This window comes from Kribbella qitaiheensis (genome assembly GCF_014217565.1).
GTDB lineage: Bacteria > Actinomycetota > Actinomycetes > Propionibacteriales > Kribbellaceae > Kribbella > Kribbella qitaiheensis_A.
The window spans coordinates 3,854,934-3,875,246 of record NZ_CP043661.1 but is presented as its reverse complement, the minus strand read 5'-3'; the positions used below and the strand labels follow the sequence as shown (position 1 = coordinate 3,875,246).

Sequence of the window (20,313 nt, the reverse complement as noted above, 5' to 3'; positions counted from 1 at the left end):
CTGACCGGGTGATCGCCGAGCAACGCCTTGCCAAGCCAGCCGACACACCGGCCGTCGCGGAGCTGATGCGCGCCTCCGTGCTGGCGTTGATGGCGACACTTCCCGGCGTTCCGCTCTACAAGGCTTTCGGCTTCACCGAGGTCGATACCGCCGAGCTGACGATGCCCGACGGCGCCGTACTCGGTGGCGTCGCGATGGAACGCTCAGTTGACCAGAACGGAGACGCACGATGACCGCAGGCACCACCGTCCAGGCCCCCGACGGCACCGAGGTCGTACTCGGCGAGATCGGCACCAGGGTCCTCCTGGAGAACCAGCGCGTCCGCGTCTGGGAGGTCGCCCTCGAGGCCGGCGAGGCGCAGGGCTGGCACCTGCACCACAACCCGTACGTCGTCCTCTGCCTCGCCACCTCTCCCTGCCACATGGACTGGCTCGACGGCAGCGCTGCCCGCGAACTCAGCGAAACCGTCGGCGGCTCGGTCTACCGCCCGGTCTCCCCGATCCACATGCTCACCAACGACGGCGACTCCCCGTACCTCAACCGCCTGATCGAACTCCTCGACCTAGGCGAAGAGGCCGGCGGAGCCCCGTACGACGCCGCCGGCATCACCCAGCAGAGCGGCTTCGATCAGCCCGGCGAGATCCCGACGAAGACAGTCGTCGACGACCCAGACGTTCGCGTCCAGCACGTAACCACCGCCCCCGGCGAGACCTACACCTGGCGCACCGGCCCCCACCCCACTCTGGTCATCGACCTCGACCTCACCAACCCCACAGTCACCTATCTAAACCCCGGCGACTCCCACACCCTCCCCATCAAACCGACCCAAACCAACGGCTTCAACCTGGTGGAACTCCTGTACTACGCCCGCTGAGCGAGGAGTTCGCGGACTGCCGTCGCGGTGGGGAGGGTCAAGGCCTCGACGGCGGTTTTGGTGGCTTCGGTGAGGGTGGTTTGGCGGAGGCGGGACTTGATGAGGGGGACCTGAGGGCCGACGGCGCTCAGTTCGTGGATTCCCAGGCCTGCGAGGAGGACCGCGGCGTCGGGGTCGCTGGCCAGGTCGCCGCAGACTGCTACCTCTACGCCGGTGGGCACGTTGCGGACGACTCGGTCGATGAGTTGGAGAACGGCTGGGTCCAGAGCGTCGGCCAAGGAGGCGACGGCGCTGTTGCCTCGGTCGGCGGCGGTTGTGTATTGCGTCAGGTCGTTGGTGCCGATGCTGACGAAGTCCAGGCCCTCGGCCAGGGTCGAGATGCGCAGGGCGGCGGCGGGGACTTCGACCATGATGCCGACCTTGACGCCCCAGCCCGAGGAGCCGACGTCGGCCAGTTCGGCCAGGGCCCAGGCGACCTCTTCGGCGGTCGTGACCATCGGGAACATCACCTGCACAGGCGTCTCGAGTGCGACCTGGCAGATTGCCTTCAGTTGGTCACGGAGGAGTTCGGGGCGGCGCCGGAAGACGCGGATGCCTCGTTCGCCCAGAAAAGGGTTCGCCTCCGCGGCCTGAGGCAGGAACGGGAGCGGCTTGTCGCCACCGATGTCCCAGCTGCGGATCGTGATCGGCTTCCCGCCGAACGCTGCGGCGATCGCCCGGTACGTCTCGACCTGCTCTTCGACGGTCGGCGCCACCTTCCGATTGCCGAAGAGCACCTCCGTCCGGACCAGCCCGGAGCCGTCGGCCCCGCGCGCGTCCACCGCGTCCTGCACCGATCCGACGTTCGCGAGCACCTGGATCGTCTGCCCGTCCACGGTCACCGCAGGCTTCCCGGCATCAGCAACGGCCGCTTCGCGTTCGGCGGTGCGCGCGCGGATCGCAGTACGGAAAACGTTTTCGTCCGGGTCGACCACGAACGAGCCAGCTCGTGCGTCGAAGCCGACCATCGCTCCAGGCGGTACTGCGACGTCCCCGATCCCTGTGATCAAAGGGATTCCGCGAGATCGCGCGACAATCACGCCGTGCCCGGTCGTTCCCGCAGCTCGTACGGCGACGCCCGCGATCCGCTCCGCGTCCAAACTCGCGGCCGTCGCGGCATCAAGCTCCCGTACTACGAGGACGCCGTCCGTCGGAGCCTCCTGCTCACGGGCGCCGGTGAGAGCCCGCAGCACCCGATCGCGCACGCTCCGGACATCCTGCGCCCGCTCGCGTTGGTACGGATCGTCCAGCCCTTCGAAGGTCGAGGCCAGCGCATCCAGGGCCGACTTCCAGGCCGCCGGTGCGCTCTCGCCCTGTGTGATCCCCTGGAAGACCGGATCGAGCAACACGGCGTCGTCCAGCAACGCCAGCTGAGCATCGAAGATCGCAGCCGCGGTGATGGCCGCCTGGTCCCGAAGAGTGGTCAGCTGCTCTGCTGCCACCCGCAGTGCATCCTGAGCACGCTCCCGCTCGACGGCGTCGGAGCCGGCCTGGTACCCACCTAGGTCGACTTCTCCGTCCGCCACGATCGCGGCCCCAAGCGCCATGTCCAGCCCGGACCCGCTCTTGCCGACCGGCCGCGGAGCCGACTCGACCGGCACGTCGTCGAAGTCGCGATCGGCCAACGCACTGATCGCCGCCAGCGCCTCAGTGGCGTCCGGACCACTCGCGCCGACCTGTAGTCGATGACCCTGTTGCGCGTTGAGCGTCGCCACCATGCTCAGACTGCCCGCATCAACCGGCCCTCGTCCGGTGGTCAGATTCGTCAGCGTGACCTGGGCATCGAAGCGCCGGGCCAACGCGACCAGCTTCGCCGCCGGTCGCGCGTGCAGCCCGTGCTCATTGCCAACAGCAACTTCAGCGAAGTTGTCCGAGGCAACAACAGGAGCTTCGGAAACAGGAGCATCACCAAGATGATCTTGCTTCCCGGCCAATCCCCGCGAAGCCTCTGCCAGTACTGCGTCCAGTGACGCGCCCGTTGATGCGGTCACCACCGCCGCGACCAGGCCCTCGACCAGCGGAGCGCTCGACAACTTCACTCGCTCCGCAACCTCAGGATCCACGAACTCCAAGGCCATCTCGGCACTCAGGACCGCGCTGCCAAGGTCCAGCAGCACCAGTACGCCGTCCGCGCTGTCCGCCGCCCCGATCGCCTCCGCAACAGCGGCCGCGTCCGTCCCGAAGGTCGTCTCGTCCAACCCGGCCGCGATCGCGATCACCGGCCGATCCGCCTCGGCCACCATCTCCGAAGCCAGCCCGACGGCCGCCTCCGCCAACGCACGGCTGTGCGACACGACCACAATCCCGATCACCAGCCACCACCCCGGCCACTACGTCCGAAGCGGCGAGGGGCAGGACCCTCGCCACTTCGGACGTTAGCGCGTTCGGCCTTCATGCGAGCGTGCGAGCTGCCGATTCCAGCAGCAGCGTCGTGCTCGTCGCACCAGGATCCTGGTGACCTGCGCTTCGTTCACCGAGATAGCTGGCGCGGCCCTTCCGGGCAACCAGCGGGGTCGTCGCGTCCCGCCCCTTCGCCGCTGCCTCGGCCGCCGCACCGAGTGCCCCCGCGAGATCCGATCCGCCCGCGACGGCCGCGTCGTACGCCTCCAGGGCCGGCGCCCAAGCGTCGTACATGGTCTTGTCGCCGAGCTCAGCCTTGCCGCGGGCAAGAATCCCGCCCACGCCCGCCTTCAGCGCCTCGCCAACGGAAGCCGGCGTGACCTCGACGCCTGCCAACGCAGTCCCGAAGCGCAGGAAGAACGTCCCGTACAACGGCCCGCTCGCCCCGCCGACCTTGCTGACCAGCGTCATCCCGGCCTTCTTCAGCAACTCGTCGACAGACTCGAAGGAGCTCTCGTCGAGCACAGCGACCACGGCCGTGAAACCACGATCCATGTTGCTGCCGTGGTCCGCGTCCCCGATCGCCGAGTCGAGCTCGGTCAGGTACGCCGCGTTCTCGTGCAGCGTTTTCGCCAGGTCCCGCAACCAGTTCGCGAAGTCGTCCACTCCCATGCTCACGCGCCCCAGCGTAGGCCGGGGGTGTTCACCGGAGCGTCCCAGAGACGTACCAGTTCGTCGTCCACCTTCAGCAGCGTGATCGAGCAGCCGGCCATCTCCAGCGAGGTGATGTAGTTGCCGACCAGCGACCGGGCGACCGTGATGCCCGCGCGGTCGAGCAGCTGCGCGACCTCGTTGTACATCAGGTACAGCTCGATCAGCGGCGTCCCGCCCATCCCGTTCATGAACGCGATCACCGAATCGCCTTTGCTGTAAGGCAGATCGCCGAGCACGGGATCGAGCAGCATGGCCGCGATCTCCTTGGCCGGTGCCAGCGGCAACCGATGCCTGCCGGGCTCGCCGTGGATGCCGATGCCGACCTCCATCTCGTTCTCGGCCAGCTCGAAAGTCGGCTTGCCCGCGGCCGGAACCGTGCACGAGGTGAGCGCCATCCCCATACTGCGGCCGTTGTCGTTCACCCGCTTGGCGAGGTCGGCGACCTCCTGCAACGGGCGGCCTTCCTCGGCGGCGGCGCCGACGATCTTCTCCAGCAGCACGGTCACGCCGACTCCACGGCGTCCGGCCGTGTAGAGGCTGTCCTGGACGGCGACGTCGTCGTCGGTGACGACGGACAGTACTTCGGTGCCCGCGTCGGCGGCGGCCAGCTCGGCAGCCATCTCGAAGTTCATCACGTCGCCGGTGTAGTTCTTCACGATGTGCAGTACGCCGGCGCCCGCGTCCACAGCCTTGGTCGCGGCCATCATCTGGTCCGGCACCGGCGAGGTGAACACCTCGCCCGCGCAGGCGGCATCGAGCATTCCGAGCCCGACGAATCCGCCGTGCATCGGCTCGTGCCCGGCGCCACCGCCGGAGATCAGCCCGACCTTCCCGGATCTAGGTGCTTCTTTGCGGTAGACGATCCGGTTCTCGTGATCCACCCGTAGGCGATCAGGGTGCGCGGCCTCCATCCCCAGCAGCGCTTCACTCACAACATCGGCAGGGTCGTTGATGAGCTTCTTCATAGAGCCCATCTGAGCACACAGAACGCCCCCACGGGAGCCCCCAAGTCAGGCGGACTGCTCCGCCGCGACATCGGAGAGAAGGGGAATCGAGCGGATCGCGTGACTGAGAGTCAGGAGGACGGCCGCCAGGGCGATGACCGCGGCGAAGACGAGGAGCGCGATTCGTGCTCCGGCGGACCCGAGCAGAACTCCACCGATGGCGGGGGCCAGCGGGCTCGTGGTGTTGGCCAGGAACCAGATCGCGCTCTGGGCGCGACCCTGCATCCCGTCCGGCGTGACCATCACCTGATACCCGAACAATCCGGAGTTGAAGGAGGGGACCAGGAAAATCGCGGCCGCCAGCAAGGCGACCAGGACGGCCGTCCGGGTCGTGAAAGCGGTCGCCGCAAACGCGACCGCGAGTGGTCCCGGCATGCCGCGAGCGTACGGACGGACTGGACCAGAAAGCGGGCCCTGAGCAGTGATTGTGCTCAGGGCAGAGGACTCAGTCCTTCGGGCGGAGCAGCGGGCGGACTACCTCGCGGGCGTCGTGGATGCGGGACTTGATGGTGCCCAGTGGCGCCCCGACCTCGGCGGCGATCTCCTCGTACGACAGGCCGTAGACGTCCCGTAGCACCAGCGGCGTGACCATCTGCGGCCGGCTGCGCTCGAGCGTCTCCAGGGCCTCCAGCAGGTCGAGCCGGGTGCCGGCGATGACGCTGGTGGTGCGCGGGTCGGGCCTGTCCATCTGCTCGGGGTTGTGCGCCGCCTGGGCGGTGCGCTTCAGCTTGCGGTACGTCGAGCGGGCCGAGTTCGCCGCGACCGAGTGGACCCAGGTGGAGAAGCTGCTCCGGCCGGAGTACGTGTGGATCTTGGTGGCGATGTTGAGCAGCGCCTCCTGAGCGGCGTCCTCCGCGTCGGCGGAGTACGGCAGCACGCTGCGGCAGATCCGCAGGACGCGGGGGTGGACCAGTCGCAACAGGTCGTCCATCGCGTTCTTGTCACCGCCGGCGGCGCGCTCGGCCAGGACTCCGAGGTCGTCGGTCGGGCTGCTGCTCTCGCTCATCTGTGCCTTCGTTGTCAGCGGTCCCTCGGGCAGGGGACTCCCAGTACTCCATAATGCCTTGTATGGGGGTCCCATCCAGACTAGGCCGGTACGTCGTGCGCCGCCGCCTGGGCTCAGGCGGTTTCGCGACGGTTTGGCTTGCCTACGACGAGCAGTTGGACGCCGAGGTCGCGGTCAAGGTGCTGGCCGACAACTGGGCTCATGACGACTCGGTGCGCCGCCGGTTCCTCGAAGAAGGCCGGTTCCTGCGTCGGGTGGAGTCCGAGCACGTCGTCCAGGTCCACGATGTGGGCGAGCTGGAGGACGGTCGGCCGTTCCTGGTGCTCACCTACGCCGACCGCGGCACGCTAGCGGACCGGCTGAAGAAGGAGCCGCTGGCCCTGGAGGCGGCGATCGGCGTGGTCGTCGAGGTCGGCCGCGGTCTGCAGGCGCTGCACCGGCGCGGGCTCCTCCATCGCGACGTGAAGCCCGCCAACGTGCTTTTCCGCAGTACGGACGAGGGGGACCGGGCCGTCCTGTCCGATCTGGGCCTCGGCAAGGCACTCGACGAAGTGTCCAGGATCACCATGCCCGGCGGTACGCCGTCGTACGTCGCGCCCGAGCAGGCGATGGGGGACCGGCTCGACCAGCGCGCCGACCAGTATTCGCTCGGCGCTGTCGCCTACGCCGCGCTGACCGGCCGTTCGCCGCATCAGGTGGACGGTCTGGGCGCGGCTGGGCGCGTCGCCGCGCCACCGCCGCCGAGCTCGCTGGGATTCGCCGTACCGGATCGCGTGGACGCCGCGATCGTTCGTGCCCTCGACCCGGACCGGGAGAAGCGCTGGCCGGATGTCGCCTCCTTCACCCGCGAACTCGTCGGCGCGCTCGACGAGACCACCCAGAACTTCGTCCCCGCCGCCAAGTCGGTCATCGCGCGCGATGCGGAAACTGTCGCCGCGCCGGTGGGCGCCGGCGGCGTCAAGACCGAGCCGGCCGCCGACGCCGAGACGGCGACGGTAGACCCCACCGGCGAGACGACCGCGCTGAGCGACTCGAACCAGCCGACCGTGATCAAGACCACGCCCGGCGAAACAGCCGCTGAGGACGCTCTTCCAGGTCCGAAAGACTCCGGAGCGGATGACAAAGCCGAGGCCGCAACAGCAGCCGTCGGCCTCCTCGACGCGCCGACAGACGCTCAGGATGGCAAGCCGGCAGACGCTCAGGACGGCAAGGCGACGATCGCCGTACCGAAGCGCCGGCGTCGCGGCCGCTGGGTGATCGCCGCGCTCCTCGCCCTGATCATCGGCGGTGGTGCCGGCTTCTTCGGCCAGCGGTACTACGAACCGCGCCGCGTCATCACCGTCGGCTCAGGCCAGTTCACGGCCAAACTGCCGAAGGAGCTGGCCGGCTTCGTCGTCGAGGGAACGTGGACGCCGCCCGGCGCGCCGGCCGAGCAGCAATCGTTCCGGGTCAGCAAGGACGAAAGCTGGGGTGCAGCGGGATCAGCCACCCACGGGCTTTTCGTCGGCGTCATGCGAACCACGACCGATCCGGACAAGCTGCTGGCTTCCGGGCAGTCGTACGGCTGCAATACCGACACTGAGCCCACCGCGGCCACCGTCAACGGGTACGACGCGCGCGAGCGCGTCTCGACCGGCTGCCCCGGCGGCAATCTCCTGCTCCAGCGGGTCGCGACCTCTCCCAACGGCTACTCCTTGCTGATCCAGGTTCAGGTAGCCGAAGGTGACGAGGCTGCCGCGACCAAGATCGCCGATTCGATCGCCTACTCAGGTGGCGGCATCTCGTGAGGTTCGACATTGAGCGATTCCGGCCCTCACCGGCGCTGATCCAGTCCAGCCGGCGCCGCTTCTACCGCTTGCGCTCGGCCGTGTTCCGGACCATCTGGCCGCGCTGACCTGATTGTCAGCCAGGTCACCAGTACTGCGAACAACCAGAGCCCGCCGCCGATCCACGCCAGCTGATGCAACCCGTGGACGAACCCTCGCCCAGTCGCCGGGGTGCCCGCGATACCGCCGTACAGGGCTATCCCTAGCGCTCCGACCGCCTGCCGGGCGGTGTTGTTGACTCCACTGGCGAAACCGGCGCGGTCCGGCGGCAGTGACGCAATAGCTGCATTGACGGCTGCAGCTGTCAGCAACCCCATCCCGATGCCAAGACCCAGCTCAACCGGTACGACGACGCCGTACGCGCTGGCTGGCCGCACTAACAGCAGACAGGCTGATCCCGCAGCTCCAAGCAGCAGCCCGGCCGTCATCGCCGCAGACGGTGAGCTCGCACCTCCGCAAGCTCTTGGACGGCGGACTGCTCGCAGTACAGAGCTCAGGCCGCCATAGGTACTACCGCCTGGCCGGTCCCGAGGTAGCAGCGGCAGTAGAAGCCCGTAGCCAGGATCGCCCGTCCCCAGCCGATCAGCTCGCTGCGGCAGAGCACCAGAGCGGCCGCGCTCCGCGAAGCCCGCACTTGCTACGACCACGTCGCCGGGCGGCTCGGAGTCGCCCTACTGGAAGCTCTCGTACGCCGGGAGGCGCTCGTACGAACCGATGGCGGATCCGGTGCTGATCGGCGACCGGACGACCCACTGGCTCAGCAAATGCCGGACGGCCCTTACGAGTTGGGTCCGGCCGCAGCCGAGGTCTTCGGTGAGCTCGGAATCGACCTGTCAGCAGGAGGATCGTCGCGACGTCTACTGCGGTTCTGTGTCGATTGGAGCGAGCAGAGCCACCACCTGGCCGGCCGCCTCGGCGCATCCTCGCGACCTCGCTCTTCGACCGCGACTGGATCACCCGCCGTCCGCGTCAACGCGCCGTCGACCTCACCCCAGCCGGGCGCGAGGACCTGGCAGACCTCAAACTATTGGCCCCAGGCAACTAAAGCTCAGAGTCCGAACGGGTCACACTCTCGCTGGCATGGTCGAGGACGTCGAGGATCGCGTCCTTGTCCTGCGGCAGGCCGATCGAGCTGAGCTCTACCCCGACATTCCCGCTGTCGTCGGTGGCCACCCAGCGGACCATGATGCGCCGGAGCGAGGTCTCGTTCTCCGGGATGTAGGTGTAGGTCAGGGTTGCGGTCCGCGCCTTCGCGTCGATCTTCTGGTCGAGGATCGTGAGCAGGCGGTCGGCCGACAGAGCCTCGAGGATCCCGACTCGTTCCGCCATCGAGGCGGCCGGTGGCCGGGTGACGCTGAATCCTGCCTCGATCCGGAGCTTCCGCTTGCGGGTCGGATCGGAGAACCAGGAATATTGCGGTGGATCGGAGTGGGACAACCACCAGTTCCGCGGCACGTTCACGGTGATCCGGGAACGCACCACCTGCTCCGAGTAGGCAGTCCTGGTCTGATAGCTCAGGTCATCCGGATCCAGCGGCTTCGTGTTGTCCGGCGTCGCTGTCCTCGGCGGCTTCGTCGGTGTCTGCGTGGTCACCGGTGTGGTCGGAGTCACCAACCCCAGCGGCACCGCCTGCCCGGTGACCTCCGAAGCGGCACTCGTCAACAGCCCGATGCCGTATCCCCCTGCTCCCCCGAGCAGGGTCACCGCGAGCAGTCCAGAACCGAGTAGAGCGCGCCCAATCCCGCCTCTGGCCACGTTCACCCCTCCTCCCCGGTCCCCACACCAGCTACGTCCTTTGACACGCTAGACCGCCCCCGGGGTTGCGACCGCCCCCCAGATGTCACACAACCGTGACCCAGCCCTTTAGGGCAAACCCCCGCGAACAGCAGGTCAGTCCTGCTGCTGAACCGTCTCGCTGGCCTGGGCGGTGACTGCGGCGAGGCCGGCGGCGTCCTGCGGCAGGCCTGTGATGCTCATCTCCACGGTGGCCATGTCGTCGCTGCCGGTCGCGACCCAACGGACGACCACATAGCGCACGGTCTTGATCGGGATGAAGGTGTAGATCAGCGTCGCGACGGTCCGCTGCTCGCCGTCCTCGCCCTGCACCTGCCCGTCGGTCTGGGACAGGATCTGGAAGTCGTTCTCGTACGCCTGGCTGGCCTTGAGTTGCTCGATCAGCTTGGTCATCTGGTCCACGGGAGTGAGGACCGGTGGGACCGCCTCGACCCGCAGACCCCGCTCCTTCAGCGAATCCAGGAACTTCACCTCGCCCGGCGTCCTCGGCGACCGGGTCAGCTGCCAGCCACGCGGTGCTCTGATCGAGAGCTTGACGGTGCCCATGTCGGCGGGATGCACCGAGAAGGTCTGCTCCCGGAAGGTGAGTCCCTTCGACTTGAAAGCAGGCAGATCGTTCGGCTCGGGGACCTTGCGGGGAAGCACCTCAGGCGGGCTGACCATAGTCAATGGCGCGGCGGGGGCCGGCCTCGTGGACCGAGGGGTTGGCTTCTAGTTCGTTGCCGCCGTAGTAGCCGCCGGCGGCGCCGAGGAGGGCGAGCAGGATGATGCCGCTCACCAGTACTGGCTTCTTCACTCAGCCACCAGGTCCCAGAACGCGAGCTCGAAACGGACCACCCGGTCGAACGCGCGGGTCAGGGCCGGGGTCAGCTCTTCGCGATCTACCAGTACGCCGAGTTGGTCGACGTACGCGGAGAAGTCCGGTGATGACCAGTTCGCGATGAAGCCGGCGTACTGCGTATCGGGGCCGGTCGTGTCGCGGACCGAGGCCCAGGCGTCGTAGTACGCCTTCTCAACGGCGTACAGAACTGTGATGCCGACGGGCCAGCCTTCGCGGACCGATGCCGTGAGGTACGACGAGTAGCCGAGGTTGAGCAGGGACGGCTCGGCGCTGAGGTCGAGCCCGCGCTCCGCTGCCGCGGTCTCGAACAGCTCCAGCTCGGGGACGAGTGCGGCCAGCCCACCAGCCAGCACCTCGCGTGCCTGCTCGTCAGGCGCGATGGCGATCAGCTCGGTGAGGAACGCACGGAACGACCGGACGAAGTAGTGGTCCTCGGCCAGCCAGCGGTCGAACGCGCTCAGGGGCAGCGTGCCGGCGGAGGTCTGAGCCACGAACGGGTGATCCAGGATGAGTCTCCAGGCCGTCTCCTGGCCACTCAGCAGGGCACGGGTCGTCTCAGGCACAGCGCCATTCTGACATCCGGCGGGGACGCCGCCGGTTTCGTCGGCCCGCGCCTGCTCTGAATCCTTTCAAGTGACCGCCGGTCCTACTCGATCACGATCACCGCCGGGGACCAGAAGCTGACCCTCCCGGTGAAGGTTGACGAGCCGCCGACCGACACCACCGGCAACCTCGCCGCTACGTACCGGTGACCGCTTCCAGCGACCACCTTCCTGTCTACCCGGCCTGCGGAGCGGTCGACGGCGACCGCGACTCCGAACACTGGGCCAAATCCACCGGCTGGAACGACGCAACCAAGGGCAACTTCCCGGACTGGCTTCAGCTCACCTTCGACCAACCCGAAACGGCCGGACGAGTCAACCTCTACACCCTCAACTCAAAGCAGTACCCAGCCGCTTCCTACGGCCTGAAGGACTGGGACATCCAGGCCAAGGTGGGCGGTGCCTGGCAAACAGTCGCCTCAGTCCGCAACAACCAGTCCGGCCTGACCAGCACCACCTTCACCCCCACCACAACCACCGCCCTACGAGTCCTGACCCTCACAAGCAACGAGGGCCCCACCTACTCCCGAATAGTCGAACTAGAGGCCTACGGCGGCTAGTGCCCCTTGTTGGGGCGGCAATCGCCGTACCGGGCTGGTGACCTCGGACAAGATGTCGGGTCCTGGGACAAGCTATTTCTTGTCCCAGGACCCGGCGGGGTGTCCCAGCCCCCGGCTGCGGACTGCGGTTGGAGAGTCGGTGCCGAGGCGACTGGGGAGCGGCGCAGTGCAGTGCTAGTAGACCTCGATTCGGTCCAGGCTGATGATCGTGCCGGAAGACGCTGCGTTCTTGTCTCCAGTGACTCGGACCTTCAGCGTGTGGGGGCCGGCGGGCAGTGTCGGGCTGATGTAGCGCAACTGCTCGCCGACGCGGATCGAGCTGTAGTAGTCGACTCGTTGTTCGGGGCCGCCGTCGATGGAGATGCCGGCGATGCCGTTGCCGGTGTCGACGACGCTGAGCAGCGCGATCTTCGTGCCGGTGAACCTGATCGTGGCCGACGCGTTCGTCTCGCCGGACCAGTGGTCGTTGCCCCAGAAGCACTGGTTGCCGCAGCCTGATCCGGAGCTCCAGTTTCCGGCGTACTGGACCTGGTTCGGGCCGGTGCCGGTGTCGGTGTCGTTGATCCAGTAGGTGGAGGCGCCGGGATCGCCGGACGGCAGGTTCTGGGTCGCTCCGGCCGCCAGCGGGCTGCCGAGGTTCGGCGTGCCATCAGGATTCCAGCTGATCTTCTGCACCCGGGAGGTGCGGAAGGAGTACGTATAAGTACTGGTGTTCTTGCCGTGGTAGGCGATCCAGTCCTCGGTCCCGTCGGGCGAGGTGAAGAACGAGTGGTGGCCCGGTCCCCAGACGCCGGTCGAGTCGTTGCGGGAGAAGATCGGCCCGGCGTGCTGGACCCAGTTCGACGCCACCATCGGATCGGCGCCGTTCGCGATGCTCTTCATCCACAACTGGTAGTCGGGCTTGCCGGTGTCGCAGGTCGAGTACGTCAGGAACGTCCGCCCGTTGCGATAGAGCGGCGTAGGACCTTCCCGTACTTCGGGGCAACCACCGTCGGCAGGAATGGCGACGCGGGCGCCGGTCGCGGTCCACGCGTTGCTCATCCGGACGATGTAGAGCTGGGCGGGACCACCTTGGCCGCGGCCGGGCCCGGTCCAGACGAAGTACTGCTGACCGTTGTGGGTGATCGGCTCACCGTCGATGCCGTACTCACCGAAGTCGGCGATCTTGGCCTTGAAGTGGTACGGCCCGATCGGGTCGTCGCCGGACGACTCGAGCACGTACATCCTGTGATTCGCGTCCACGCCGTCGGAGGCGGTGTAGTAGACGTACCAGCGGCTGCCGACGTGCCGGAACGCCGGCGCCCACATCTGCGTGTTCCGGCTGGTGTCCGTATCGCGCCAGACCACCTGCTCCGGCGCGACCAGCAGCGTAGCGATGCTGGGGGAGGACCAGATGCCGATGTGGTCGCCGGTCGTGGTGGCGACGTAGTACTTGCCGTTGTAGAACAGCAGCGACGGGTCGGCTCCGGGATTCACCGGGTTCCGGAAGTTCTGTGCCATCACCACGTTCTCCTGCTTGTCGGGCGACTCGGCGGCCGGCGCCTGACTGGCATGGACACCAGTCAGCAGTACTGCGAGGGCCGCAATGACCAGGGCGGGGCGGATTAACCTCATGATCTGTTCTTACAACGTTGCAAACCGGCTGTAAACCGTTCACACCAGCATTAAATAGTTGGTCATCCGCAACCGGCTGTGGAACCGTCGAATGCATGAGGAACGTCGTATCCGGCATGAAGCTCAAGGTTCGCGTGGTGCACTACTGCCGCCAGGGCATCGAGTGCTGGTACGCCGACATCGACGAAGCCGACGACCGTCAGCCGGACGACCCCTACTGGTACGTCGACGGCTGCCGCACCCAGTCGGAGGCCCTCACCGCCGCGTGCGCCCAGCTGGCCGGGTACGACCAGTCGATGGCGGCAGGCGTCCTGCCCATCCGGCTGAGCGGGGCGACCTCCCAGGCGGCCTAGTGGCGTGTGGCCGCTAGCGCCAGATCGGATTGGCGTCCAGGAATTTGTTGTCCAGGGCAATTATTACCTGAGTCAGGGCAGCGATGCGGGGCGCGGTCAGGTCGGGATCCAGCCGCCGGCTGACTCCGGTCGACTCGAACTCACGGGCGCTGTCCGCCACCATGATCAGCAGCTCCGTGTTACTCCGCAACGTCACTCGTTGCAAGGCGATCCGGTGTGCCGCGACCCCGTTCAGCCGCAGCCTGAGTCGCTCGCCCGTCAGCACCACGGCCCAGGCTTCGCTCAACGGAACCGACAGTTCTTCGAGCCAGGGCGTGACCGCCTCGGGTCCGGGACGTCGCCCAGCCTGGATGGTGTGCGTGGCACGAGCGTGCCCAGATCAGTATCCATGGTCCCCCCACGACGCCGATCGACTGCCTTCAAGGTCTGCCCGCCGCAGACCGATGTCAAGAGGCCCAGACGGTCAGCGCCTTGCCGGGCTGCGATCTCGTTGGCGGTGGCGATACCAGCCGTAGGCGATCAGGGCGCAGACGGCGCCGTTGAGCATTCCCGCGCTGACGTCCGTGACGCTGTGCATCCCGCGGTACAGGCGTGAGAACGCCACCAGTAACGGCATGGCCAGGCAGATGACGATCGTCGTCCATCGCAGCCACGCACGGGTGATGCCGAGCGCTATCAGCACAAAGGCGAGGTACAGGCCCGTCGAGGCGCCGACGTGCCCACTGGGAAAGCTCGCGGTCGGCGGCGACTTGTCGAGTCTGGGGACGGCCGGCCGGTCACGGTCCACCACCTTGGCTGCGATCAGGAAGATGAGACCCTGCATGGCGATCGCCAGCGGCGGGACGGCGGCCAGGCGCCAGTCGCGGGTTCGCCACAGCAGCACTGCCGCGACGATCACGCAGATGCCGATGACGGCCACCGTGTTGCCGAGCTCCGACCACGCGTACGTGATGGAGTTCCAGGTGGCGGTCCGGTCGCCGACCAGGTCCCTGTTGACCGTCTGCTCGGAGCGGGAGAACCCGTCGAGCGGTCCACGCAGGATGAGACCGATGCCGGTGATGAGGCCGCCGAGGGCTATGCAGGGTGCGACGGCCCGGGTGAGGAGGTCGCTGCCGTCTTGCCGATGAATCCGATCCATGAAGCGAACATAATGCCTAGACCGAGTACGTGCCCGCCGACGACGTCGGACGGGAAATGTGCTCCGATGAAAATCCGGTCCAGGCCGACGACGACAACCACGACAACGGCGAGCGTGACAGCGATCCGACGGCGGGTGGGTGAGAGCAGCGGCCACAGCAGGAAGATCATCACGCCGGCCGCCAGGGTGATGTTCAGGGCATGGCCGGAGGGAAACGAATAGCCCTGGGCGTGCGGCACCGCCTGGTCGACGACCGGCCGGGCGCGCTGGGCGACGAGCTTCGAGGCGCTCCCGATCCCCCAGCCGAGCACCATCGTGACGAAGGCCCACAGTGCCCGTCCCTTGAGCTTCTTCGCCTTCCAGACCCAGACCACGACGACGGTGGCCACCAGGTAGACGAAGACAGGCTGACTGACGACCTGGATCACGGTCAGCGTCGGCACCAGGCCATGGCTGATGCTGAAGCGGGTGGCCGACCTGATCGCTGCCTCGTCGGCATTGATCAAGGGATCGAACCGTTGCCGCACCGCGAACCCGAGCAGTACGACGGGGAGCGCGAACGCCGTCATGGCCCCGGCGGCGCGAACGAGACGCCAGCTTCGCGTCTGAACGACGTGGACCACCATGCGTCCGAGATTACGTCGGCCGCCGACGTGGCTCAATCGAGGGCGTGGCGAGCTCGATGCCAGTGGCGATGGTTGCGGAGAGTCGCGAATCGTCACTACCTGCTGATCTGGTCAGACAGGGGTATCGGGCAATATTCTTTACCGAGATTTAGCCGTGACGTTCGGTCGCAGTGATCGTTGATCTGTCAGACACTTCCGATCATCGGGTCCTCTGGGGGATCCGGAAGGGCCGCCCGTGCATCGATTCAATCCACCACCCAGCTGGCCTGAGCCTCCGAGTGACAGCTGGCGTCCGCCGCACGGCTGGGAGCCGAATCCCGAGTGGCCGGACGCGCCGGCCGGCTGGGGCTTCTGGCTCAACCGGCACGGCCCGTCGCGCCAGCGGCCCGATCGGTGCGTACGGCGCGGTCGACGCCGGCCGCCTCCAGCTCGCCACCGCCGACCGCTCGCTGTTGCTGATGCACTCCTGATCCACCCCGGACCGGCGGAAGTCTTAGGTGGTTTCCGCCGCCCAGAGGTCTTGTTATCGCGCTCTGATGTTATGTTACCAATCGACATAACATTTCGGGTGGGACAACAGGAGGCGGAAGCGTGGGGGAAGCGTCCTGGATCGGCGTCGACCTCGGCACCCAGAGCGTGCGAGCGGTCCGAGTCGCCGCGTCCGGGGCCGTGCTCGGCCGAGCCGCCCGCCCGCTGACCAGCTCCCACCCCGATGCCGAGCGGCATGAGCAGGACCCGCTCGACTGGTTCGCAGCCGTCGACGCCACCCTGAGCGAGGTCGCGGATCCGTCCGTCGATGGCATCGCGATCTGCTCGACCTCCGGCACCGTTCTGCTCACCGACGGCACTGGCCACCCGCTCACCCCGGCCCTCATGTACGACGATGCCCGGGCCGCCGCGGAGCTCCCACGCATCGTCGCCGCCGATCCAGCTCGCTGGTCGACGGCGATGCAGCCCACCTGGGCGCTCCCCAAAATCCTCTGGCTCGCCGCCCATCAGGCTGCCGGTTCGCAGCTCGCTCACAACGGCAATCAGCGTGCCGGTTGGCGGATCGCCCACAGCGCCGACGCTGTCGCCGCCCAGCTCACCGGCCACCCCGTCGCGACCGACACCAGCCACGCGCTCAAGACCGGCTACGACCTGGTCGCCGGCACTTGGCCGTACGACGCCTTCGACCGCCTCGGCCTGGCCCGCGAATCCTTCCCCGACGTAGTCCTGCCCGGCGCCCGGCTCGGCCTGGTCTCGGCGGCAAAAGCCCAGCTCACCGGGGTTCCCGAAGGAACTCCGGTGTACGCCGGGATGACCGACGGCTGTGCCGCCCAGATCGCCGCGGGCGCACTCGCCCCAGGTTCCTGGAACTCCGTTCTCGGCACCACGCTCGTCCTCAAGGGCGTCAGCCGGGACCTGCTCGACGATCCGACCGGCGCGGTCTATTCGCACCGCCACCCGGACGGCGGCTGGCTCCCCGGCGGCGCCTCGAACACCGGCGCCGGCGCGCTCACCGCGATGCTTCCCGGCGCCGACCTCGACGCCTTCGACCGGCAGGCGCGCGAACTCGGCCCGATCGATGCCGCGATCTACCCGATCACCAAGCGCGGCGAGCGGTTCCCGTTCGTCGCACCGGACGCCACCAGCTTCGAGCTCGGCGACCTCCCCGACGACCTGCATCGGTACGCCGGGGTGCTGCAGGGTGTCGCCTTCATCGAGCGACTTGCCTTCGAGCACCTGGTGACGCTCGGCGCCGAGCCAGTCGGATCCGTCTCGCTCACGGGCGGCGCAGTACGGAGTGGCTACTGGAACCAGCTCCGCGCCGACGTCCTCGGCGTACCGGTGGAGCTCCCGGCCACGCCCGACCCGGCGTACGGGATGGCGATCCTCGCGGCGTCGGAGGGTGGATCGGTGACGGAGACCGCTGCCCGGATGGTGAAGGTCGCGAACGTGCTGGAGCCACACCCGCAGGGGCGACTCGAGCACCTGTGCGGCGAGTTCGTCGCCGAGCTGGACCGCCGGGGGTATCTGGGATGAAGACCATCGTCGTACTGGCTCGACACGGCCGGACCGAGTGGCATCACGGCAACCGGTACACGGGTTCCACGGACCTGCCGATCGACGAGGTCGGCCTGCTACAGGCAGACCAGCTCCGGGACTGGGCGCAGGACTTCGCCCCCGATGCCCTCTGGTCCTCGCCGATGTTGCGCGCCCGGCAGACCGCTGCCCCGACCGCCGAGGCCCTTTGGCTCCAGCCCGTCGTGGACGCGCGCCTCCGCGAAGTGGACTTCGGTACTGCGGAGGGGCGGATGCTCAGCGAGCTCCCCGATGCCGTGGCGAAGGCGTTCGAGCTCGACCCGGTCGGCTGGCACTTCCCGGGTGGCGAGGATCCGGCCGCGGCGGCAGACCGGGTGTACGACGCCTTCCAGCAGATCGGGAAGGAGCATGCCGGTCAGAAGGTGCTCGTGGTCGCCCACAACACGTTGATCCGGCTGCTCACCTGCAGGGTGCTTGGGCTGGAGTTGCGGGACTACCGCAGACTGCTGCCAGCGCTCGGGCCGGCTGCGTTGGTGCGCTTCCGCTGGCAACCCGACACAGTTGGCCTCGAGGCGTACAACGTCCCGGCAGTGCGAATGGAGAAGCTGGCATGACTTCCGAGCTCGATGGTGACTCCCCGGAGCTGAGCCGGCCGGCCCGGCGTCAGGCCGAGATCGCGGCGTACGTCGTGAAGCATGGCTCCGTCTCGGCGAACGATCTGGTCGAGGCGTTCGGCGTCAGCGTGATGACCGTGCATCGCGACCTGGACGAACTGGAACGGCAAGGCATCGTCCGGAAGTATCGCGGCGGCGTGACGGCTCAGCCGACCAGCGTGTTCGAGAGCAACGTCGCGTACCGGCTGAACACCGCGCAGGCGGAGAAGTCCGCGCTCGCCCGGCATGCCCGCGCCATGATCGAGCCCGGCATGTCGGTGATGCTGGACGACTCGACCAGTGCGCTGGCGCTGATCGACCTGTTCGAGGACATCACACCGCTGACGGTCGCGACGAACTTCCTGCCCGCGATCGGCAAGCTGAGCCAGCTTCGCGATGTCACGCTGCTCGCGCTCGGGGGGATCTACTCGCCGTCGCACGACTCGTTCGGCGGACTGCCGTGTGCGCAGGCGGTCGAGGCGCTGCACTCGGACCTCTTGTTCTGCAGCGTTTCGGCGGTGTCGGCGACGCACGCGTTCCATCAGGAGCAGGAGATCGTCCTGGTCAAGCAGGCGATGCTGCGGTCCGCGCGGACCAAGGTGCTGCTCGTCGATCATGGCAAGCTGCAGCGCACCGCCCTGCACCGACTTGCCCCGTTGACCGATTTCGATCTCGTGGTGGTCGACGAGAAGACCCCTGCCGACCTGGTGGAGGCCCTCCGCGACCATGGCGCCACGGTCGAGGTCGCACCGCTCTAGGCGCCGTGGCCCCGTACGCCGTACTCGGTCGGCAGCCCGCTCTCGTACGAAGGTTCCGTTGCACCAGGGAGGCAGCATGGACATCGGTGTCGATGTCGGGACGACGGTCACCAAGGCCGTCGCCTTCGACGACGAGGGACGGCAGTTCGCCGAGGCGTCCCGGCCGACCCGGCTGGTCCGGCCGGGTGGCGGCCGGTTCGAGCACGACACCGACGAGATCGTTGCCTCGGTCAATGAAGTCGTCGGGGAGCTGGCGGCGACGGTCGGCGATCGGCCCGGCGTGCTGGCGCTCACCGCGCAGGGCGACGGCCTTTGGCTGGTGGATTCCGATGGCCGTCCGGTCCGGCCCGCGATCTCTTGGCTGGATGCGCGCAGTAGTCCGATCCTGACGCGCTGGACCGGTGAAGGTGTTGCGGATCGGGTGTTCCGGAGATCTGGGAACCGGATGTTCCCGGGCGCTTCCGGCCCGCTGCTGGCCGCAGTACTGGCAGAGGAGCCTGACGTTCTTGCCCGCGCCCACACAGCGGCGTACTGCAAGGACGTGGTGATGCAGCGGCTCACTGGGGTTCGTGCGACCGATGTCTCTGATGCGTCTGCGCCATTTCTGGATCCGCGGACCGGCCAGTACGACGCTGACGCCTTGGCTGCTTGCGGTCTGGAGGAGTGGGGGCATCTGCTTGCTCCGGTCGAACCCGGTCCGGTTGGTGAGCTCACGGACCCGAGTGCTGGTTTGGCCTTAGGAGTAAGGGTTTCCTCCGGTCCCTATGATCTGCCTGCGGCCGCGACCGGGGCCGGAGTGATTGAGGCCGGCGACGCTCTGCTGACAGTCGGTACGACGCTTGCGTGTCAGGTGGTGACGCAGGAGTTGCCGATGGACGGGGAGCCTGCTGGGTTGTTCCTGGGGACCTGGACGCCGGGGACGTGGTTGCGGGCGATGCCGGCGATGGTCGGTACGGCGGCGCTCGATCGGGTGCTCGCACTCGTGGGCCTTGGGACCACCGAGTTGGCCGGTCTGCTGGCCGAAAGCCCGGCCGGGGCTCGTGGCGTGACCGTCCTGCCGTACTTGTCGGAGGCGGGCGAGCGTGCGCCCTTCGTGGATACCGGAGCGCGGGGGACCTTCGACGGGATCGACCTGTCCACCACGCAGGCGGATCTCGTGCGCGCGACCTGCGAAGGGATCGCCTATGCGGCTCGGCATTGCCTGGAAGCGGCCGGGTGGACGGGGCGCGTGACGGTCTGCGGCGGCGGCGCACGGAGTACCGAATGGACCCAGATCCTCGCCGATGTACTCAACAGTCCGCTACACACGACCGACGCATCCCAGGTCGCAGCGCGAGGTGCCGTCATCAGTGCGCGCCGCGCTGCTTCGCCGGACGGCACCGGATCCGAGTGGATCGCGGAGACGCGGCAGCTCGATCCCGATCCCGGGCGGGCCGCCTTCTACGACGAGGGATACGCCCACTACCTGCGCCGGATCGAGTTCGCCCGGCCGCGCTGGGCCGACCCGGCGCCCCGCTGACAGAGAACAAGCTGAGAACCAGGAGCC

24 protein-coding genes and 2 pseudogenes are annotated in these 20,313 nt (G+C 67.9%); 9 read left to right on the top strand and 17 right to left on the bottom strand.

All coding sequences use genetic code 11. From position 1 onward, the window contains the following. Positions 1 to 8 precede the first annotated feature (8 nt). Both F1D05_RS18125 and F1D05_RS18120 read left to right on the top strand, forming a co-directional pair. Positions 9 to 233 (top strand): hypothetical protein, encoded by a 225-nt coding sequence (locus F1D05_RS18125; RefSeq protein WP_185448748.1) that lies wholly within the window; start codon positions 9 to 11, stop codon positions 231 to 233. Beyond that, a complete protein-coding gene (locus F1D05_RS18120) occupies positions 230 to 874 on the top strand; it encodes a hypothetical protein (protein WP_185448747.1) in 645 nt (214 codons plus the stop codon). The genes F1D05_RS18125 and F1D05_RS18120 overlap by 4 nt, the downstream gene beginning before the upstream one ends. Here the strand turns inward: F1D05_RS18120 and ptsP are convergent. From ptsP to F1D05_RS18095, 7 genes and pseudogenes are all read right to left on the bottom strand, one after another. Beyond that, a complete protein-coding gene (gene ptsP / locus F1D05_RS18115; RefSeq protein ID WP_428995032.1) occupies positions 862 to 2,460 on the bottom strand; it encodes a phosphoenolpyruvate--protein phosphotransferase in 1,599 nt (532 codons plus the stop codon). The genes F1D05_RS18120 and ptsP overlap by 13 nt on opposite strands. Before the next feature lie 84 nt (positions 2,461 to 2,544). Then, a pseudogene (locus F1D05_RS43040) lies at positions 2,545 to 2,760 on the bottom strand (HPr family phosphocarrier protein); the annotation flags it as partial. Positions 2,761 to 2,814: 54 nt separating this feature from the next. Further along, positions 2,815 to 3,228: pseudogene (gene dhaM / locus F1D05_RS42580) on the bottom strand (dihydroxyacetone kinase phosphoryl donor subunit DhaM); the annotation flags it as partial. A gap of 76 nt (positions 3,229 to 3,304) precedes the next feature. Continuing rightward, a complete protein-coding gene (gene dhaL / locus F1D05_RS18110; protein WP_185449223.1) occupies positions 3,305 to 3,925 on the bottom strand; it encodes a dihydroxyacetone kinase subunit DhaL in 621 nt (206 codons plus the stop codon). A 2-nt stretch (positions 3,926 to 3,927) separates the two neighbouring features. Next, a complete protein-coding gene (gene dhaK, locus F1D05_RS18105; RefSeq protein ID WP_185448745.1) occupies positions 3,928 to 4,932 on the bottom strand; it encodes a dihydroxyacetone kinase subunit DhaK in 1,005 nt (334 codons plus the stop codon). Between the two features lie 45 nt (positions 4,933 to 4,977). Continuing rightward, entirely contained in the window at positions 4,978 to 5,346 is a 369-nt protein-coding gene (locus F1D05_RS18100; RefSeq protein WP_185448744.1) for a hypothetical protein, read from the bottom strand. A 70-nt stretch (positions 5,347 to 5,416) separates the two neighbouring features. After that, complete coding sequence (locus tag F1D05_RS18095) at positions 5,417 to 5,977, bottom strand: RNA polymerase sigma factor (RefSeq protein WP_185448743.1); 561 nt, start codon at positions 5,975 to 5,977, stop codon at positions 5,417 to 5,419. Between the two features lie 62 nt (positions 5,978 to 6,039). On the opposite strand from F1D05_RS18095, the gene F1D05_RS18090 reads away from it, so the two are divergent. Continuing rightward, positions 6,040 to 7,764 (top strand): serine/threonine-protein kinase, encoded by a 1,725-nt coding sequence (locus F1D05_RS18090; protein ID WP_185448742.1) that lies wholly within the window; start codon positions 6,040 to 6,042, stop codon positions 7,762 to 7,764. 26 nt (positions 7,765 to 7,790) lie between these two features. On the opposite strand, the gene F1D05_RS18085 is transcribed toward F1D05_RS18090, so the two are convergent. The 6 genes from F1D05_RS18085 to F1D05_RS18060 form a co-directional block, all read right to left on the bottom strand. Next, a complete protein-coding gene (locus tag F1D05_RS18085; RefSeq protein ID WP_185448741.1) occupies positions 7,791 to 8,231 on the bottom strand; it encodes a hypothetical protein in 441 nt (146 codons plus the stop codon). 65 nt (positions 8,232 to 8,296) lie between these two features. Continuing rightward, positions 8,297 to 8,437 carry a hypothetical protein gene (locus tag F1D05_RS18080; RefSeq protein ID WP_185448740.1) on the bottom strand — a complete coding sequence of 47 codons (141 nt, stop codon included), beginning with the start codon at positions 8,435 to 8,437 and terminating at the stop codon, positions 8,297 to 8,299. Between the two features lie 407 nt (positions 8,438 to 8,844). Further along, positions 8,845 to 9,564 (bottom strand): hypothetical protein, encoded by a 720-nt coding sequence (locus F1D05_RS18075; RefSeq protein ID WP_185448739.1) that lies wholly within the window; start codon positions 9,562 to 9,564, stop codon positions 8,845 to 8,847. A 129-nt stretch (positions 9,565 to 9,693) separates the two neighbouring features. After that, positions 9,694 to 10,242 (bottom strand): hypothetical protein, encoded by a 549-nt coding sequence (locus tag F1D05_RS18070; RefSeq protein WP_185448738.1) that lies wholly within the window; start codon positions 10,240 to 10,242, stop codon positions 9,694 to 9,696. Position 10,243: 1 nt separating this feature from the next. Then, positions 10,244 to 10,393 carry a hypothetical protein gene (locus tag F1D05_RS18065; protein ID WP_185448737.1) on the bottom strand — a complete coding sequence of 50 codons (150 nt, stop codon included), beginning with the start codon at positions 10,391 to 10,393 and terminating at the stop codon, positions 10,244 to 10,246. Continuing rightward, the gene (locus tag F1D05_RS18060) at positions 10,390 to 11,001 is read right to left on the bottom strand and encodes a transcriptional regulator (RefSeq protein ID WP_185448736.1); all 612 of its coding nucleotides are present in this window, start codon (positions 10,999 to 11,001) and stop codon (positions 10,390 to 10,392) included. Before F1D05_RS18060 ends, F1D05_RS18065 begins: the two co-directional genes overlap by 4 nt. A 185-nt stretch (positions 11,002 to 11,186) precedes the next feature. Between F1D05_RS18060 and F1D05_RS18055 the strand changes: the two genes are divergently transcribed. Beyond that, positions 11,187 to 11,600: a discoidin domain-containing protein gene (locus tag F1D05_RS18055; protein WP_185448735.1), complete on the top strand. Its 414-nt coding sequence runs from the start codon at positions 11,187 to 11,189 to the stop codon at positions 11,598 to 11,600. Between the two features lie 174 nt (positions 11,601 to 11,774). Here F1D05_RS18055 and F1D05_RS18050 read toward each other — a convergent pair whose 3' ends face one another. After that, the gene (locus tag F1D05_RS18050) at positions 11,775 to 13,214 is read right to left on the bottom strand and encodes a glycoside hydrolase family 43 protein (protein WP_185448734.1); all 1,440 of its coding nucleotides are present in this window, start codon (positions 13,212 to 13,214) and stop codon (positions 11,775 to 11,777) included. A gap of 95 nt (positions 13,215 to 13,309) precedes the next feature. On the opposite strand from F1D05_RS18050, the gene F1D05_RS18045 reads away from it, so the two are divergent. Continuing rightward, positions 13,310 to 13,567, top strand: a complete 258-nt coding sequence (locus F1D05_RS18045) for a hypothetical protein (RefSeq protein WP_246486791.1) — start codon at positions 13,310 to 13,312, stop codon at positions 13,565 to 13,567. Between the two features lie 13 nt (positions 13,568 to 13,580). Here the strand turns inward: F1D05_RS18045 and F1D05_RS18040 are convergent, their stop codons facing one another. The 3 genes from F1D05_RS18040 to F1D05_RS18030 all read right to left on the bottom strand — a co-directional run bounded on the left by F1D05_RS18040 (position 13,581) and on the right by F1D05_RS18030 (position 15,331). Continuing rightward, a complete protein-coding gene (locus F1D05_RS18040; RefSeq protein ID WP_185448733.1) occupies positions 13,581 to 13,853 on the bottom strand; it encodes a hypothetical protein in 273 nt (90 codons plus the stop codon). A gap of 177 nt (positions 13,854 to 14,030) precedes the next feature. Continuing rightward, positions 14,031 to 14,705 (bottom strand): phosphatase PAP2 family protein, encoded by a 675-nt coding sequence (locus F1D05_RS18035; RefSeq protein ID WP_185448732.1) that lies wholly within the window; start codon positions 14,703 to 14,705, stop codon positions 14,031 to 14,033. Continuing rightward, positions 14,642 to 15,331 carry a phosphatase PAP2 family protein gene (locus F1D05_RS18030; RefSeq protein ID WP_185448731.1) on the bottom strand — a complete coding sequence of 230 codons (690 nt, stop codon included), beginning with the start codon at positions 15,329 to 15,331 and terminating at the stop codon, positions 14,642 to 14,644. The genes F1D05_RS18035 and F1D05_RS18030 overlap by 64 nt, the downstream gene beginning before the upstream one ends. 591 nt (positions 15,332 to 15,922) lie before the next feature. Here F1D05_RS18030 and F1D05_RS18025 point away from each other — a divergent pair. The 4 genes from F1D05_RS18025 to F1D05_RS18010 all read left to right on the top strand — a co-directional run bounded on the left by F1D05_RS18025 (position 15,923) and on the right by F1D05_RS18010 (position 20,286). Then, positions 15,923 to 17,356: an FGGY-family carbohydrate kinase gene (locus tag F1D05_RS18025; protein ID WP_185448730.1), complete on the top strand. Its 1,434-nt coding sequence runs from the start codon at positions 15,923 to 15,925 to the stop codon at positions 17,354 to 17,356. Further along, entirely contained in the window at positions 17,353 to 17,970 is a 618-nt protein-coding gene (locus F1D05_RS18020) for a histidine phosphatase family protein (protein WP_185448729.1), read from the top strand. The genes F1D05_RS18025 and F1D05_RS18020 overlap by 4 nt, the downstream gene beginning before the upstream one ends. Then, a complete protein-coding gene (locus tag F1D05_RS18015) occupies positions 17,967 to 18,767 on the top strand; it encodes a DeoR/GlpR family DNA-binding transcription regulator (RefSeq protein ID WP_185448728.1) in 801 nt (266 codons plus the stop codon). Before F1D05_RS18020 ends, F1D05_RS18015 begins: the two co-directional genes overlap by 4 nt. Positions 18,768 to 18,843: 76 nt before the next feature. Next, a complete protein-coding gene (locus tag F1D05_RS18010; protein WP_185448727.1) occupies positions 18,844 to 20,286 on the top strand; it encodes an FGGY-family carbohydrate kinase in 1,443 nt (480 codons plus the stop codon). The last annotated feature ends 27 nt before the right edge of the window (positions 20,287 to 20,313 follow it).